The sequence below is a fragment of the Lentzea sp. NPDC059081 genome (assembly GCF_042738015.1).
GTDB lineage: Bacteria > Actinomycetota > Actinomycetes > Mycobacteriales > Pseudonocardiaceae > Lentzea.
The window spans coordinates 1-16,375 of the sequence record NZ_JBHYGW010000025.1 but is presented as its reverse complement, the minus strand read 5'-3'; the positions used below and the strand labels follow the sequence as shown (position 1 = coordinate 16,375).

Below are 16,375 nucleotides of genomic sequence, written 5' to 3'. Positions count from 1 at the left end.
GGTGGGGGGGGGGGGGTGGGGGGGGGGGGGGGGGGGGGGGGGGGGGGGGGGGGGGGGGGGACAAAACCACCCCCCCCCCCCCCACTTCTCTGTTCCCCCTGTCAGACCGTGAGAGTCCAGGCGTCGATGGTGCCGACGTCGTAGGTGTAGACGTCCTTCACCTGGAGCTTCCACGTTCCGTTGCGCGCCTCGGAGGACAGGTCGACCGGGTAGGTCTCGTGCACTCCGGCGGACGACGACGTGCCGCCCGCCTTCTTGAGGCTGTAGGACCTGCCCGACGGGCTGACCAGGTCGATGGCCAGGTCGCCGGTGTAGGTGTGGTTGATGTCGACCTTGACGGTTGCCGAGGCCGTGGAGTTGCCGGTGCAGCCCGAGATCGTCACCGACGACGAGACAGCGGTGCCGTTGTCCGGGATGGACACGTCGTCGCCGTTCGTGCCGGGGCCGCACTCGGGTGCGGGGCCGCCGCCGAGGAAACCGCTGTACAGCAGCTTGTTCGGCGACCCGGAACCGGGGTTGGTGACCTTGCCGGAGGTGGCGCCGTTCACCAGGGCGTCGCGCAGGGCCTGCGGGCTCGCGGACGGGTTCGCCGACAGGTACAGGGCCGCGACCCCCGCGACGTGCGGGGTGGCCATGGACGTGCCGGACATGCTCGCGGAACCGCCGTTCAGCCCCAGCGAGGTGATGTTGTCACCGGGGGCGAAGATGTCCGTGCAGGTGCCGTAGTTCGAGAACGAGGCACGTGCGTCGTTGGACGAGGTCGCGTTCACCGTGATGAGTGCCGCGATCTTGGCGGGACCGGTGGAGCAGGCGTCGGTCGAGCTGTTGCCCGACGCGACGGCCATCTGCACGCCGGAGGCGAGCATCCCGGCGATGGCGTCGTTGCCGATGTCCGCGGTGTCGAACGTCCAGGAGGCGTTGACGACAGCGGGCTTCTTCGCGTTCGCCGTGACCCACTCGATGGCCTTGACGCCGGCCGAGTCGGGCCCGTTGCCGGTGCAGCTCGTGCCGAGCATGCGGACCGAGACGAGCTTCGCCTTCTTGGCCACGCCCCAGGTCTTGGAGCCGACCGTGCCCGCCACGTGCGTGCCGTGGCCCGAGCAGTCCTGGCCGTTCTGGCCGTCCTCGATGAAGTCGGCGCCCACGGACGCGCGCCCCTCGAAGTCGGTGATCCCGGTCTTGATGCCGGTGTCGGTGACGTAGACCGTCACGTTCGACGCGCCGCCGCCGGGGTAGGTGTACTTCTTGTCCAGCGGCAGCGACGCCTGGTCGATCCGGTCGAGGCCCCACGTCGGGTTGGCCTGCTCGTCGAGCGCCCGCGCCGTGCCGTCCTGGTAGACGGCCTTGACGGCGGGGTCGGCGGCGAGCCTGCGCGCGGCGGCCTCGGTCAGGTTCTTGACCTGGAAACCGCGTATGGCGTGGGAGAACACGGCGTCGAGGTCGCCGCCGTACTTCTGCGCCAGCGAGCTGGATGCCTGAACACCCGCCGCCGGCTTGAGGGACACGATGAAACTACCGCCGGGCGCGGGGTTCTTCGCCTTCACGAACTCGGCCTCGGCCGCCTGTGCCGGGGTGGCCAGGACAGCGGTGGCGATGACGAGCACGGCGAGCCCGCAGGTGGTGCGGTGCATGGGAAGTCCTTCCGGGCGTCGTCAGAACGTGAGGGTCCAGGCGTCGATGTTTCCGGCGTCATAGGTCCACACGTCGGTGACCTGCAGCTTCCACGTGCCGTTGCGGTTCTCCGCGGACGCGTCGACGGTGTAGGTCTCGTGCACGCCGCCCGTGGAGGTGACGCCCCTGGCCTTCTTGAGGCTGTAGGTGGCGCCGGACGGACCGACCAGGTCGATGGCGAGGTCGGCGGTGTACGGGTGGTTGATGTCGACCTTGACCTTGGTACCGGTCGAGGCCTTGCCGGTGCAGCCGGTGACGTTCACCGACGACGTGACGGCGGTGCCGTTGTCCGGAATGGCCACGTCGTCGCCGTTCGTGGCGGCGGCGCAGGGCTCGGGGTCGGGGTTGCCGCCGCCGATGAAGCTGATGTTGAGCAGCTTGTTCGGCGACCCCTGGAGGTCGGTGATCTTCCCGGTGGTGGCGTTGTTCACCAGCGCGTCGCGAACCTGGGCAGGGGTGGCGGACGGGTTCGCGGACACGTACAGCGCGGCGGCGCCGACGACGTGCGGGGTGGCCATCGAGGTGCCGCCCATCGACGTGGTGCCGCCGCCGTTCTTGGTGGAGGTGATGTTCGAGCCGGGGCCGAAGAGGTCGACGCACGAACCCCAGTTCGACGCCTGGCCGCCGGTGTAGATCGACCGCTTGTCCGCCGAGTCGCTGGCGGCCACCGTGATGGCCTCCGGCACGCGGGCGGGCGAGGTCTGGCAGGCGTCGCCGTTGTTGTTGCCGGCGGCGAGACCGAACGTGACACCGGCCGCGATGGCGCGCTTCACCGCGTTGTCCACAGTGGAGTCCGCGCCGCCGCCGAGGCTCATGTTCGCCACGGCGGGCTTCCTCGCGTTCTGGGCGACCCAGTCGATGCCCTTGATGATCTGCGAGTACTGGCCGTTGCCGGAGCAGTCGAGCACGCGGACCGCGACCAGGTTGACCTTCTTCGCCACGCCGTAGGTCTTCGAGCCGACCGTGCCGGCGACGTGCGTGCCGTGGCCCTGGCAGTCCGAGGCGTCCGAGTCGTTGTCGATGAAGTCGTAGCCGTCCTTGGCCCGGCCCTCGAACTCGGTGTGCGCCTTGTAGATGCCGGTGTCCAGGATGTACGCCGTCACGTTCGACGCGGTGTTCGGGTAGGTGAAGCGCTGGTCGAGCGGCAGGTTCGCCTGGTCGATCCGGTCGAGGCCCCACGTCGGGTTCGTCTGGGTGTCGGACATCCGGGCCCAGCCGTCCTGCTGCACGTACGCGACGGACGGGTCGGCCGCGAGCCGGCGTGCCGCCGCCTCGTCCAGCTTCACCGCGAAGCCGCGCACCGACGCGACGTAGGTGTTGCTGACCTTGCCACCGTGCTTGCGGGCGAGGTCGAGCGCCTTGGCGTTGGTCGTCGGCGCGTCGCTGCCGCCGTCCTTGAACACCACGATGTAGCTGCCCGCGACGGGGTCCGCCGTCTTCTGGACCGACCCCGTTTGGGCGGAGACGGGGCTGCTCACGGCCGCCGCGACGGCCAGGCCGATGCCGGCCGCCGCGAGCACGCGTGCTGTGCGATCGAGTCGCATCTCGGTTTCTCCGTTCTGGCCGCCTCGGCAGGGATGGGCGGCCACGTGCGGATCACCATCGAGCGACTGTGAACGGCGAACAATCCGGATATCGCTACGTAGGGATACCCGACTTTCACCTACCATCGGTCCGGATGAGCCGGACACCGAGATCGGGCCAACGGAGGCCCGACCCCACGGGGCTGATGCGGACCAGCTCGCCGGTGCTGGTGGGGCGGGGTGATCAGCTCGGCGCGCTGCGGGCCGCCGTGCCCAGCCATCCGGCCGTCGTGCTCGTCGAGGGCGAGGCGGGTGTGGGCAAGTCGCGCCTGGTCCGCGAGCTGCTCGACGCCGATCTCGGCCCGATCGCCGTGCTGATGGGCCACTGCCAGCCGGTGGGGGAGCCGTTCCCGTACGGCGCGGTGCTGGAGGCGTTGCGCGACTGCACGGACCGGCTGGCGCGCACCCGCTCGCGGCTGAGCCCGGTGGCCGGAGTGCTCGGCGCGCTGCTGCCGGAGCTCGCCGAACACCTGCCCGCGCCGCCGCCCCCGACCGGCGACCCGCGCGCCGAACGCCACCGCGTGTTCCGGGCGATGCGCGAGCTGATCAGCGTGCTCGGACCGGTCCTGCTCGTCGTCGAGGACCTGCACTGGGCCGACGACGCGTCCCGTCAGCTGCTGCGGTTCCTGATGGGCGACCCGCCGGCGAACCTGTCCATCGTGGTCACCTACCGGCGCGAGGACCTGCCGGACGGCGTCCCGCTGGGGTCGGCGTACCGGCCGCCGACCGGGATCACCAGCGCGGTGCTGGAACTGGTCCCTCTCGACGTCGCCGAGGTGCGGGCGTTGACGTCGGCCATCCTCGACGGTGAGCCGGTCTCCGCCGAGTTCGCGGCCAAGCTGCACGAACGCACGGCGGGCATCCCGTTCGTGGTCGAGGAGACGCTGCGCGCTCTGCGAAACCCGGCCGGCGCTGTGCATGCTGACGGAGCCACGGCACGGCGTCTGCTCGACAACGTCGAGGTGCCCGTGTTGCTGCGAGACGCGATGGCCGAACGTCTGGCCGCGTTGCCCGAGGCCGCGACCCGGCTCGTGCAGGCCGCCGCCGTGCTGGGCGCGCCCGCGTCCGCAGAGCTGCTCGGCTCGGTCGCCGGGATCGACTCCTCGGCGTTGACGCACGCGTTGAGCGGCCACGTTCTGCACGAGGTCGACGCACGGCGCTACGGCTTCCGGCACGCGCTCGCCCAGCAAGCCGTCTACGACACGTTGAGCGGTCCCGACCGCCAACGCCTGCACGCCCGCGCGGTCGACGTGCTCGGCCAGGCCGATCCGCTCCCGCTCGTCCAGCTCGCCGAGCACAGCGAACGGGCCGGGCGCACGGCCGAGTGGCTGCGCTACGGCGAGGCCGCGGCCGACCGCGCCGCCGAGGTGGGTGACGCGGGCACGGCCACCACCCTGTTGCAACGGCTGCTGCACGACCCGGAGGTGCCCGCCGCGGACGTCGACCGGCTCGCGATCAAGCTCGGCCAGATCGCCCACCAGGGCCTCGACCAGCTGGTTCCCGCCGAGACGCTGGAACGGCTCCTGTCGGACCGGCGGCTGTCCACGGCCGCCCGCGGGCAGGTGCGCCTGTACCGGGGCGTGTTGCTCATCCGCCAGGCCGGGGGCGTCGAGGAGGCACGTTCCGAGCTCGAACGGGCCGTCGCCGACCTGACCGAACGACCGGACCTCGCCGCCCGCGGCGCCGCCGTGCTGGGACTGTCCTATCTGGGCGCCACGCCGTTCGCCGAGGTGCGGCCGTGGCTCGACCACGTCGACGAGGTGCGTGCGGCGTTCGACGACCCCGAGCTGAAGATGTCGTTGTACGCCAACGTCGTCGGCTCCCGCATGCACACCGGTGACCCGTCCGTCCTCACCGGACTGGAGTTCACCGCGGCCGCCACCCCGGGCGAACTGCGGCAGCTCGCGCGCGCCCACTGCAACCTGGCCGACGCGCTGACGACGACCGGCCACTTCGACCTCTGCGCCGACCTGCTGCGCAACGGACTGCGGTACGCGTCGGAGTGCGGCGCCCCGTTCGTCGCGAGCACCGCGCACGCGACCAGGGCCCGCCTCGACTGGCTGACCGGCAACTGGGACGGCCTGGCCGAGCGCGCCGAGACGCTGCTCGACGAGTACCGCGACCTGTTCCCGGTGGCCAGCGAGCTGTGCCTGGTGCTCGGCTCCCTCGCCACCGCGCGCGGCGAGTGGTCCGAGGCCACCAGCCACCTGACCGAGACGGGCGCGTTCGCCCCGGAGGAGTCCATCGCCCCGGTCGCGATCGCCGGGTGCGCCGCGCTGGCCCGTACGATGCTCGCGCAGGACGAGGTGACGCGGGCGTGCGTGGACGTCGATCGCGGCCTGGCCATCGTGCGGGGCAAGGGAATCTGGGTGTGGGCCACCGAACTGGGCCCCGTCGCCGTGAGCGCGTTCCTCGCCTCCGGCCGCGAGACCGACGCCGAGACGGTGATCGACGACATCGCGTCCGGCATCGAGGGCTGCGACGCCCCGATGGCGTTCGCCGCGCTGGCCCACTGCCGCGGCCTGCTGGCCGAAGCCCGTGGTCAGATCGACGACGCCGTGACCCGCTACCGCGAGGCCGCCGACCGGTACACGGCCCTGCCCGCGCCCTACCTCACCGCCCTGGTCGCCGAACGCGAAGCCGTTTGTCTCGTGCCGACGGACCACGAGAAGGCGTCCGAGTGCCTGTCGGCGCTGGTCGACACGTTCGACGCGCTGGGTGCGACCCGGGACGCGGCCCGGTGCCGGCATCTGTTGCGCGGCATCGGCGGCGGCAAACCGTCCCGCCGAGGCCGCCGTGGTTACGGCAACGAGCTTTCGCCACGGGAGCAGGAGGTCGCGCGGCTGCTGGCCGCCGGGCACACGAACCGGCGGATCGCGGACGTGCTGTTCCTGTCGCCCCGCACGGTGGAGCAGCACGCGGCACGGGTGTTGCGGAAGCTCGGCGTGTCGTCACGGGCGGAGCTGCAGGCAGAAGACCTGGCTTAGGGGGCTTGGGTGGTGTACAGAGGCTGGTGCAGGAAGACCCTTGCACGGTGGTAGGCAGGCCTTCCTCAACTCTGCTGCCTGCGGAAGCATGCGTCGGGCTCACCCGCGACATGTGTTGCGGTGAGGTTCGTTCGCCGTGTAACGAGTCCATTCGTCGGGCGTCAGTTCGTCGCGGAAGGCGCAGATCGTTCGCACCGGTGAGGCCTGGTCACCCATGTCCCACAGGCGCACGGTCTTGTCCCAGCTGGAGCTCGCCAGCCTGGTTCCGTCCCCGGTGAAGGCGACACCGGTCACGGCTGCCGCATGTTCGGCGAGATACACCGAGAACTGTTTGCGCGTCTTGATGTCCCAAAGCCTGATTCTCCCGTCGCCGGACCCCGCGGCGAGCATGGTGCTGTCAGGGCTGAACGCCACGCCGCGGACGTCGTGGGCGTTGTCGGCCAGTGGGTCACCGATCGACGTGCGCGATCGCACGTCCCAGAGACGGACCGTGCCGTCGCTTCCCGCAGCGGCCAGGGTGTTGCCGTCCGGACTGAAGGCCACCTTCCTGATGGCGTTCGACGAGTCCGCCTCGCTGAGTGGATCGCCGGCGGGCAGGCGGGTGTCGATGTCCCAGAGACCGGTTGTGCCGTCCGCGTTGCCGATCGCCAGCAACACGCCGTTCGGGTGGAGTGCCGTGCCGAAGATCTGGCCGTGCCCGATGTCCAACGGCCTGCCCTGCTCCTGGTGGCTCGAGGAGCTCCAGAAACGCACTTTCCCGTCGTGGCCCGCACTGATGATCAGTTCACCGCCGCGGGCGTAGAGCAGCGAGTCCACCCATTCGCCGTGATCTCCGTGGAAGTTGGCCTTGATGATCGGGCCGGTTAGCTCATGGGTGTCGACGTTCCATTCCACGACCGTGCCCTCGTGCGTCGCGGCGGCGACCCGTCTGCCATCGGGGCTGAACGCCACATCGGAGGCTTCTTGGAAGTCACCTCGCAGAGGCTCACCGATCGGCGAGTTGTTCTTCGCGCTCCACAGACGCACCGTGCCGTCCGCGCCTGCAGAGGCCACCACCTCCCCGTCCGGGCTGAACACGACCTCGTGCACGAAGCCGTCGTGCTTGCCCGGGAAGGCGCGGACGGCGAGGTTGCTGTGCACCTCCCACACCCGTGTGGTGTCGTCATTGCCGACCGTGACGAGGGCGGTGCCGTCCGGAGAGAACGCCATCGAGCCGATAAGACCGGTGTGGCCGCTGAGAGGCAACGACAGCCGCTTCCCGGTGTTGGCATCCCAAAGCATGACGTCCTCTTCTCCACCGACAGTTGCGAAGACGCGACCGTCAGGGCTGAACAGCACGTCGCGAACGTAGGTGGAATGTCCGGTCTGCATGTCGGTGACGAACCCGCCGGTCGTGCTGTCCCACACTTGCAACTCCGAGTCGTCGTCCCCGGTGATCAGCCGGTCGGCGATCGGGCTGAAAGCCACCGTCTCCACATCGTGCGCCGCGGACTTCAGGAAGGGACCCGCCTTGGACCTCGTGGTGACGTCCCACATCTGGACTCCACCCCGGCCAGCCGTCGCCAGAAGTCTGCCGCTGCGGTCGAATGCGATGTCGGTGATGTCACTCCCGGTCCGGATCGGGTCTCCCACCGGTTCCTGGGTCCGGACCGACCAGAACGAGACGGTCTCGCGGTTGTCGGCGGACGCGAGCATCTGGCCATCCGGGCTGAACTCGACAGTCCTCACCTTCTCGTCTTCCACCCGGATGGTGCGACCCGACTGGGTCCAGGTGCGAGCGTCCCAGATCCGCACGGTGTGGTCCTCGCCGGCGGTGGCCAGGTAGTCCCCGGTCGCACTGATCGCCAGATCGCTGATCCAGCCCTGGTGGCCGGTGGCGATCCGGCCCACCTCGGCTCGCGACGCGACGTCGAACACCACCATCGAACCTTCGGCCCCAACGGTGACGAGCCGATCGCCGGCAGCGGTGAACACGGCGTCGGAGAACCCCGGCTCGGCGGTGAAAACCGCCCGTTGGCGGGAGAACATGGCGTTCCTCGCGCTGTATGCCGCCTCGTCGGTGTGCGACACCTGCCACGCGGCGACCGCGAGTCTTTGGGCGGACGTGGGATCTGTGGCGAGCAATGCGTCGCTTTGTGTGGCGAACTGTCTGGACAACGCCACGTCACGCTGTCTGGTCGCTTCCGCGTCACGCTCCACCGCCTTCACTCCGGCGACAGTCGCCGCGACGAGCAGGACCGCCAGAGCCACCCCGACCGACCGCACGGTCCGCCGCAACTGCCGCTGGTAGTGGCCGTGCTGACCGAGCAGGTGCCGGGGCTCCACGCCGCGAATTGCGGCTACCGTCGCGCCGACGGTCTCGCCGAACCTCGGCCAGACCCGGTGCGGCCATCTCCTGCGGAACCCCTGGCGGCACTTGCGGAGGTCGAGCACGTTCGGCTCGTCGCTGAAGACCTGGGCCAAGCGCGGTGGCAAGGCGTTTCCGCGAACGGTGGCGTCGTACTCCGACCCGTTCCACACCAGCGCGCCATCCGTCCAGACGATCAGCAGCCGTTCCGGTGACCTGTTGGCGAGCCACCACTCGATCTCGCGGTCGACCCACCGCGATCGTGCCGCGCCAGGAGAAGCGAGCAGCACGAGCCAGTCGGAGGCAGCCAGCTTCTTCTCGATCGACGGCCACAGAGCGGATGACTGTGCCAAGTCGGTGCGGTCGAGGCAGATCCTCAGGTCGCTGCTCTTCCACCACGGCACGGCGAACCGGGTCAGCCCGGCCTGCAGCGCTGCGGCGAATCTCAGGTCCTGACCTTGGTTGTAGGAGATGAAAGCGTTGTACTCCACCGTTGTTCTTTCGCTGTGACGGCTCCGCGGGCGTGATCAGGAAACGAACGGCTGGAGATGGGTCAGGGCCTCCTTGGCCAGTTCGTGCGCTCCCTCGCCCGCCCCCTGCACAGCCTGGTCGGCCACGGGTTTGAGAAGCCCGGCCAATCCCTTCACCGCACGGCGCAGCTTGCCCTCGTCGGGCTGGGGAGCCGTTGCTTCGGTCAGCGCGTCGGCCGCGTGCGCCAGGGAGTCTTCGGCGTCCGGGCCGGGGCTCAAGATCTGGGGCAGCCTGTCGACGATCACGTTCAGAGCGGCGATCAGATCTTCGAGCTGCTTTTGGTAGCCCTGGTGCCGGTGCTGAACGACCGTGTTGTGCTTGCCCACCGCTACCAGTGAGCCACTCACGTCCCTCTGGAAGATCGTCGTGATCGTGTCGCCCTGCTTCGCCGCGGTGAAGTCCGCAGCGGTGAGGTGCTCTCGCTCAGCCAGGTCCTCACCAGCCCTGGTGAGCACTGGTGTCGGGGAGTTCGGGCCGGACGCGCCGAGCACGAACCCGGAGTCCTGGAAGGTGGCCGCCTGTTTGTCGACCTCGTCGGCGGTGAAGGTGGCTCCGGTGAGGCGCGCCGGCTCGGAAGTGAGGAAGTCCTCCCATCGGGGTACGCGATTGTGCCCGCTCTGCTCGCGCAGCCAGGTGAGCATCGCTTTGCGGAGCGCGTTGGTGCGCTCGGCCGGCTTGAGGTTGCGCTCCGTCAGCTCACGTGGGCTCAGTCCGGTCGCGACGAGGTGTGCCGACGACCGCACATAACCGAGCAGAATCGCCTCTTGGTCGGCCGTATCCACATGTCTTGGCACGTAAGGCATCCACACCGGCGCGTCTTCCTCGTACGGGAAGACGCGGGCGTGCGGATGTCCCGCCCTGCCCAGTACGGGTTCTCCGATCGGGAGGACGTCGAAGGTGCACCACTCAGGTGCGGAATCCGGCAACGTGCCGTCTGTCATCGTCGCGTAATAGGGCACCGCGCAGTCGGTGGATGGGGCGATCGAAGCCATCATCGGATGCATGACCACCAGCACGGAGATGCCGGTGCGGTAACCCTGTTGCGTCACCTGTCGCAACAGCCTGGCCGATTCCGGCTGGAATCCGTTCGGATAGCCGGTCACGACCACCAGGTGATGGGCCTCGGTCGGTACACCGGGCTGGGCGTTGTAGGCGTCCAGGTGCGGGAGATCGTTCTTCAGGCAGGATTGCTGGATCCCGTCGGCGCGGTTCGCCACCCTCTGCAACGCGGTCTCGATCTCCTGCGGCGCGGTCCACACCCTGCCACTCAGCACGAGTGGGCCGACGTCGATCAACCTCTGGAACGCGCCCGCGCTCCGGCCCTGGTGCATGCCGTCGATCCACGTGATCTTCAGGCCGTTGGGCGCGGAGCGCGACATCTGATCGGCCACGATGCTCTGGACGGCGGCCACGGAGTCCCCATAACCGAGGTTCTGGTCGTCCGGCAGGAAGATCAGGTTCCGATCTGCCAGGTCCGTCCAGGGCAGATGCCCCCACGGCTTGTCCGGGAGCACCGCCAGTTGCCCCAGCCACCTCGGCACCGGCATGGGCTCGGTGAGTTCCGCGCCGACGTAGGTGTTGTGCGGAAGGGAGAACGGCGACATGACAGGCTTTTCGCCACCGGTCATGCGCGTGAAAGCGTGTTCGTACTCGTCGAGCAGGATCGAGGCTCTAGTCGTGAGACCCTCGACCTCAGCGGTCGTCGTGCTGAGCGCGTGCTGCCACAGCCCGTCGATCTCGGAGAGGGCCGTGCTCAGCTCCGGCGACGGAGCCGAAGGTCGGCGGCTTTCGTCGAGGCTCCAGCGGCCCGCCAGGATCTCTTGCCGCACGACCGAGTTCAGCCTGGATGTGGACACGTGGGCGAGCCGCAGCGCCGCCGCGGTCTCCGATGTCAGCAAGCCACGCCCCAGTTCGTCACGGACGCGGGGGTCGGCAAGCCGGAGTTCGCTGAACCGCTTGCGTTCGGTGCTGAGCTGCCGGTGCAGCGCGAGGTTTCGCGCGGTGACGACGGCGGCGAGACCGTCGGGGTGTTCCGTGAGTTCCATCAGCCCATCCGGTGCAGATCGAGGTAGAGCCGGGCAGCGTCGTTCTGGAGGTGCTCGGTCACCGGTTGAAGTACGTGCTGAGCGGTAGCGGGGGCGAGGTTCTTGATGGAGATTCTCTTGGCGTCCGCGCTTCCTGGTCCGCCTACCCAGACCTTCACGCGGTTCCAGACCTCGTCCAGGCAGTACGACCGAGCCAACGACCTGACTCCGGTGAGCGCGCCGTCGGCTCGTGCCGCCAAGGTCTCGTCGAGCGCCGTGGCGGCCGCCGCGTCGGCGAACGCGCTGCCTGCCGTCCGGGCCGGTGACGTGGTCGACGCCTGCCGCGCGGCTGAGACGGTGACCATGTCGTAGAAGTCGTCCTCGCGGTAGTTGACCGCGAGGTTCTCGTCAGCTTGCCTTTCCATGATCTGCAGTCCCCAGAGGAGGTCGCCGGTCTGCTCCGCGGTGCGCATGTCCCGGATCGGGGGCAGTATGGCGAGCGCGCCCGCGAACTGTTCGTCGCCCGCCAGCGTTCTGTACCAGTGACCCAGCCAGCAATGGGTGAGCCAGTCCAGCGCGAGCAATGCCCGGAGGCGGTCGTGTTCGGCTGTCGCAACGGGCGCTCCGGTGAGCCGGGAGCAGATCTCGGCGATTTTCTGTTCGGGCAGCACCGAGTTCAGCTCACGTGCGAGCACGTTCAGGAATGGTGAGGCGGTGTCGTTCGGCAAACGCGCCGCTGGGGGCGGACTCGCCGTCGCGGGCTGGTCGCGGCGAAACAGGGGCACTGGCGCCTCCAGGTGAGACCTGGTCGTTCTGGTGGTGGGCGGTAGGAAACTCGCAGGCGGCGCGAAAAGTGTTACAACACCCCAAATAACCGCAGGTGGGTGCCTTCAGAGTGGCGGTGGCCGCTGGATGCCCACGCGGCTTGCGGGCACGTTGCCCTGATTGATTCCTCTGGACAGGGCATAGTGAGCGTGTGTCGACCTGCGAAGGGATGACAGCCATCATGGTGCAGACCCAGGCAGAATCTCCTTGAACGCGCTGTCCGAGGCTGGGATCGAGCAAAAAGTGATCTGCCCGAGTCTGCCGGAAACGCGGTGCCGGAGCAGGCAGCCGTGGATCGACCGACCTCCTTCTCGTCACGTGTGAGAGACGGGGGTGCCCTGTTATCCCTGTTCGGAGGTCATCTCGGACAGCCCGAAATTCGTCGAGGCCACTTGTAGCTCGGCTTTTTGATTCGCCGCTCACCTTCCGCCGGGAGATCTGATTCCCCAGGGCGGAGTTCTGGATTCAACTCGAAGGAGCAGTAGGTCGAACGGTGGCATCGAGCTGATTCGCTTCTCGCGGGAGCGTGAAGCGCCGCCTGTCTTCGGATCGTTTCGCTTAAGAGCTCGACCCCGGAACATCGCCATGAGCAAAGACGCGCTACTTCGCAGTTCCGTGGTGCTTGTTCGCGAGCAACTTTGTCGCCTAGAGCGGCGGCCAGTTCCGCAGAGCCGCGTCGACCACCGGCTGGAGCTCGTCGCGCCGAACACCCCCGGAAGCCTGGACGCAGAGGCCGTTCGCGACCGTCACGACGTATCGGGCCAGCTGGCAGGCGTCGGTCTCGGGGGGCAGGTCACCCTCGTCGACGGCCCGCTGGAACCGGGCGCGCAGGCCGGCGAACCCCTCGTCGCGGTCGGCGGTGACCGCGCGGTCGACGGGACCGCCGGGCTCACCGGCCGTGAGCTGGCCCTTGACGTAGAGGCAGCCGGGAGGGCGCGTCGGTTTCGTGCTCGAGTACAGGCACCCGTTGAGGAACGACGTCGCCACGGCCAGCGCGGTCGGCTGCTCCAGCGCGCGGGCGGCGTAGGCGCCGGGGCCCTCGGAGTAGCGCTGCAACGCCTTGCGGAACAGCTCTTCCTTGTTGCCGAAGGCCGCGTACATGCTCTTGCGGCTGATGCCCATGGCCGTGGTCAGGTCGGTGAGGCTCGCGCCCTCGAACCCGTGCTCCCAGAAGACGAGCACGGCCTGTTCGAGCGCTTCGTCGACGTCGAACTCCCGCGGCCGCCCGAGCTTCGCCGTCGTCCGGATGTCGGTCACCCGGTGATCCTACAACTTTGACACCGGTCGGTGCAGAAGTGCTACGGTTCGCTTTAAGCACCGATCGGTGCACAAAGGAGAGGATCAGCAGTGCCTTCACTGAACGGCAAGGTCGCGCTCGTCACGGGTGGCAGCAACGGCATCGGCCGGGCGATCGCCGAACGGCTCGGCCGCGACGGCGCCACCGTCGCCATCACCTACGCCAGGGACGAGGCGGCCGCCAAGGACACCGTGGCGGGCATCGAGGCCGACGGCGGGCGTGCGTTCGCGTTGCAGGTCGAGCTGGGCGGGTCCGACGACGCGACCCGGCTCTGGGCCGCGTTCGACGAGGCGGGGCGCGAGCACGTGCCCGACGGCAAGCTCGACATCTTGGTCCACAACGCCGCCGCGGGGAGCTTCGTGACGCTGCCCGACCTGACCCAGGAGGACTTCGACCGGGTGTTCGCCGTGAACGTGCGGGCGCCGTTCTTCGTCACCCAGGCCGCGTTGCCGCGACTGCGCGACGGCGGGCGGATCATCGCCATCTCGAGCCTCGCCGCCACGCTCGCGACGCCGGGGACGATCGCCTACAGCGCCAGCAAGGGCGCGCTCGACGCGTTCACGCTCTCCCTCGCCAAGGAACTCGGTCCCAGGGGGATCACGGTCAACGCCGTGTCGCCCGCCATCGTCCTCACGCGCCACCACGACCGCCTGAAGGAGAACCCCGAAGCCGCCGCCAGGGAAGCGGCACGGGTCGCGCTCGGCCGCCTCGGCGAACCGGCCGACATCGCGGACTTCGTGGCCTTCCTCGCCTCCGACGACGCGCGCTGGATCACCGGCCAGGTCCTCGACGTCACCGGCGGCACCGAGATCTGAGCTACTTCACGGCCTTCATCGGGAACTGCGAGTTCGTGCGCGCCACGCCCGGCAGCCGGGTGAGCGCGGACATGTAGAGCTGCTCGTAGGCCGCGATGTCGGCGACCGCCACCCACAGGTGGTAGTCGGGCTGCCCGAACATCCGCACGCACGTCTCGACGGCGTCGATCTCCGCGATCCGCGCCTCGAACGCCTCGATGGTCGCCAGGTCCTGCGCGGCGAGGTCGATGTGCAGCAGCACGCGGAAGCCCCGGCCGAGCGCCTTCGGGTCCACGGCGGCGTGGTAGCCGGTGATCACTCCGGCTTCTTCGAGTGCTCGCACCCGGCGCAGGCACGGTGACGGCGTGAGCCCCACCTTGTCGGCCAGCTCGGTGTTCGTGAGCCGGCCGTCTTCCTGAAGGTGGCGGATGATTGCGCGATCGATGCGGTCCACTGGCAGATCATGCCACGGAAGTCCGTGACCAGGGCTGAAGTAGCAATCGTGTGCTGCGGGCAGAAGCCTAATCTGCTGAGCGTGAACGAACTCCTGCTGACCGACGACGAACGCGACCGCGCCGGCGCGCGGCTCCTCGCCCTGCTCGACGGCTACGAGCGAGGCCTGCCGAAGGCCGAGATCCTGCCCGAACCGGACCGCGCGAAGCTGGCCGGGCTGCTCGCCACCCCGATGCCCGAGCAGGGCGTCGGGGTGGACGCGTTGTTCGACCGCTGGGAGGACACGATCCTGCCCAGCTCGACGACGGTCGCGCACCCGCGGTTCCTCGCGTACGTCCTCGGCCCGCCCAACGGCATCGCGCCGTACGCCGAGGCGGTGGCGGCCGCGATCAACCAGAACTGCAACTTCTGGCAGCTCTCCCCGGCGGCCAGCGTCGTCGAGCGTTCGGTGCTCGAGTGGCTGGCCTCGGTCGTCGGATTTCCCAGCACTGCCAAGGGGATTCTCACCGGCGGTGGTTCGCTCGCGACCCTCCAGGCACTCGCCACCGCGCTGCACGACCGCGTGCCGGACTTCCACGCCACCGGGTTGCAACGCGACGCCGCCCCGCTCGTCGTCTACACCTCCGTCGAGGCGCACCGCAGTGTCGACAAGGCCGCCGCGATCCTGGGCATCGGGCTCGACAACGTGCGCCACATCGCCACGGACGGCGAGCACCGCATGGACGTTCACCGGCTGCGCGCGGCCATCGAGCAGGACCGCCGGGACGGGCTGCGGCCGTGGTGCGTCGTCGCCACCTGCGGCACGGTGTCGACCGGCTCGGTGGACCCGCTCGACGCCATCGCGGACCTGTGCGAGGACCAGGACCTCTGGCTGCACGTCGACGGTGCCTACGGCGCGCTTTTCCTGCTGTCAGAGGGCATGCGCGAGCTGATGGGCGGCTGCGCACGTGCGGACTCGATCACCCTGGACCCGCACAAGCTGCTGTACGCGCCGCTGGAGGCTGGATGCCTGCTCGTGCGTGACGGCGCAAAGCTGCGCGACGCCTACGCGTTCGACTCCTCGTACCTCACGGTCGCCGAAGACCCGTTGATGACCGACTACATGGACTACGGGCCGCAACTGTCCCGCAGCTTCAAGGCTTTCAAGGTGTGGAGCGCGCTGCAGGCGTTCGGGGTGGACGCCTTCCGCAAGGCCAACGAACGCACTCTCGCGCTCGCCCGCCACCTCGCGGAAGGCATCGAAGCCACCGAAGGTCTCACGCTGCTGGCACCGGTCACGTTGACGGCCGTGTGCTTCGCGGTCGACGGCCTGCCTGACCACGGGCCGTTGCTGCAGGAACTGGCGGCCGAGAACATCGCGTTGCTCGGACCCGTTGTGGTGCAGGGGAAGCGCGGTATCCGGGCGTGCGTCACCAACCACCGCACCAGCACCGCCGACATCGACCTGATCCTCGACCGCCTGCGGCGCCAAGCCGGCTAGGGGGTGTCCTGTGGATCTTCGGGGTCTGGTGGCGTGGGTTGTCCTGGTGGTCGCGTTGTGTGGGCGGGTTCCTGTTTCGTGCGCGGGGCTCTGCCCCGGACCCCGCCAACTGATCAAAGACCCCCAGCGCCCTCGGTGGGTTGATGGCACGCCTGTTTGTGCTGGGCGGCTTGCTGTTGCGTAGGTGGTGCGGTTCGGGTGGGGTGGGTCCCGTCCCAAGCCGTACCAGAGCGAGCCACATCAGGTCAGGGGTGTCAAACCGCCGAAAAGCGTGGCGGTTTGACACCCCTGACCTGATGCAGCGAGTGCTGGGCACGGCTCGTGACGGGACCCACCCCACCGGAACCTCCTCTTTCCCACCAAAACCACAACAGCTCTGCTTC

The 16,375-nt window shown here is 69.1% G+C and carries 10 protein-coding genes; 3 read left to right on the top strand and 7 right to left on the bottom strand.

Annotated features, from left to right (window positions below; translation table 11 throughout):
- Nucleotides 1–101: 101 nt before the first annotated feature.
- Together ACFWV3_RS35970 and ACFWV3_RS35965 are read right to left on the bottom strand one after the other, a co-directional pair.
- Entirely contained in the window at nucleotides 102–1,631 is a 1,530-nt protein-coding gene (locus ACFWV3_RS35970; protein ID WP_382418157.1) for a S8 family serine peptidase, read from the bottom strand.
- A gap of 21 nt (nucleotides 1,632–1,652) precedes the next feature.
- Nucleotides 1,653–3,215, bottom strand: a complete 1,563-nt coding sequence (locus ACFWV3_RS35965) for a S8 family serine peptidase (protein WP_382418155.1) — start codon at nucleotides 3,213–3,215, stop codon at nucleotides 1,653–1,655.
- A 134-nt stretch (nucleotides 3,216–3,349) separates the two neighbouring features.
- Here ACFWV3_RS35965 and ACFWV3_RS35960 point away from each other — a divergent pair, with 134 nt between their 5' ends.
- Nucleotides 3,350–6,241, top strand: coding sequence for an ATP-binding protein (locus tag ACFWV3_RS35960; RefSeq protein WP_382418153.1), 2,892 nt, complete (start codon nucleotides 3,350–3,352; stop codon nucleotides 6,239–6,241).
- A 99-nt stretch (nucleotides 6,242–6,340) separates the two neighbouring features.
- Here the strand turns inward: ACFWV3_RS35960 and ACFWV3_RS35955 are convergent, their stop codons facing one another.
- The 4 genes from ACFWV3_RS35955 to ACFWV3_RS35940 all read right to left on the bottom strand — a co-directional run bounded on the left by ACFWV3_RS35955 (nucleotide 6,341) and on the right by ACFWV3_RS35940 (nucleotide 13,225).
- Nucleotides 6,341–9,079, bottom strand: coding sequence for a toll/interleukin-1 receptor domain-containing protein (locus ACFWV3_RS35955; RefSeq protein ID WP_382418151.1), 2,739 nt, complete (start codon nucleotides 9,077–9,079; stop codon nucleotides 6,341–6,343).
- A gap of 36 nt (nucleotides 9,080–9,115) precedes the next feature.
- The gene (locus tag ACFWV3_RS35950) at nucleotides 9,116–11,017 is read right to left on the bottom strand and encodes a hypothetical protein (protein WP_382418149.1); all 1,902 of its coding nucleotides are present in this window, start codon (nucleotides 11,015–11,017) and stop codon (nucleotides 9,116–9,118) included.
- A 146-nt stretch (nucleotides 11,018–11,163) separates the two neighbouring features.
- On the bottom strand, nucleotides 11,164–11,838 hold the full coding sequence (locus tag ACFWV3_RS35945) for a hypothetical protein (RefSeq protein WP_382418147.1): 675 nt from the start codon (nucleotides 11,836–11,838) through the stop codon (nucleotides 11,164–11,166).
- Between the two features lie 775 nt (nucleotides 11,839–12,613).
- Nucleotides 12,614–13,225 carry a TetR/AcrR family transcriptional regulator gene (locus ACFWV3_RS35940; RefSeq protein ID WP_382418146.1) on the bottom strand — a complete coding sequence of 204 codons (612 nt, stop codon included), beginning with the start codon at nucleotides 13,223–13,225 and terminating at the stop codon, nucleotides 12,614–12,616.
- Between the two features lie 90 nt (nucleotides 13,226–13,315).
- On the opposite strand from ACFWV3_RS35940, the gene ACFWV3_RS35935 reads away from it, so the two are divergent.
- A complete protein-coding gene (locus ACFWV3_RS35935; RefSeq protein WP_382418144.1) occupies nucleotides 13,316–14,080 on the top strand; it encodes an SDR family NAD(P)-dependent oxidoreductase in 765 nt (254 codons plus the stop codon).
- 1 nt (nucleotide 14,081) lies between these two features.
- On the opposite strand, the gene ACFWV3_RS35930 is transcribed toward ACFWV3_RS35935, so the two are convergent.
- Nucleotides 14,082–14,513: an Lrp/AsnC family transcriptional regulator gene (locus ACFWV3_RS35930; protein ID WP_382418142.1), complete on the bottom strand. Its 432-nt coding sequence runs from the start codon at nucleotides 14,511–14,513 to the stop codon at nucleotides 14,082–14,084.
- A gap of 81 nt (nucleotides 14,514–14,594) precedes the next feature.
- Between ACFWV3_RS35930 and ACFWV3_RS35925 the strand changes: the two genes are divergently transcribed.
- A complete protein-coding gene (locus tag ACFWV3_RS35925; RefSeq protein ID WP_382418140.1) occupies nucleotides 14,595–15,992 on the top strand; it encodes a pyridoxal phosphate-dependent decarboxylase family protein in 1,398 nt (465 codons plus the stop codon).
- The last annotated feature ends 383 nt before the right edge of the window (nucleotides 15,993–16,375 follow it).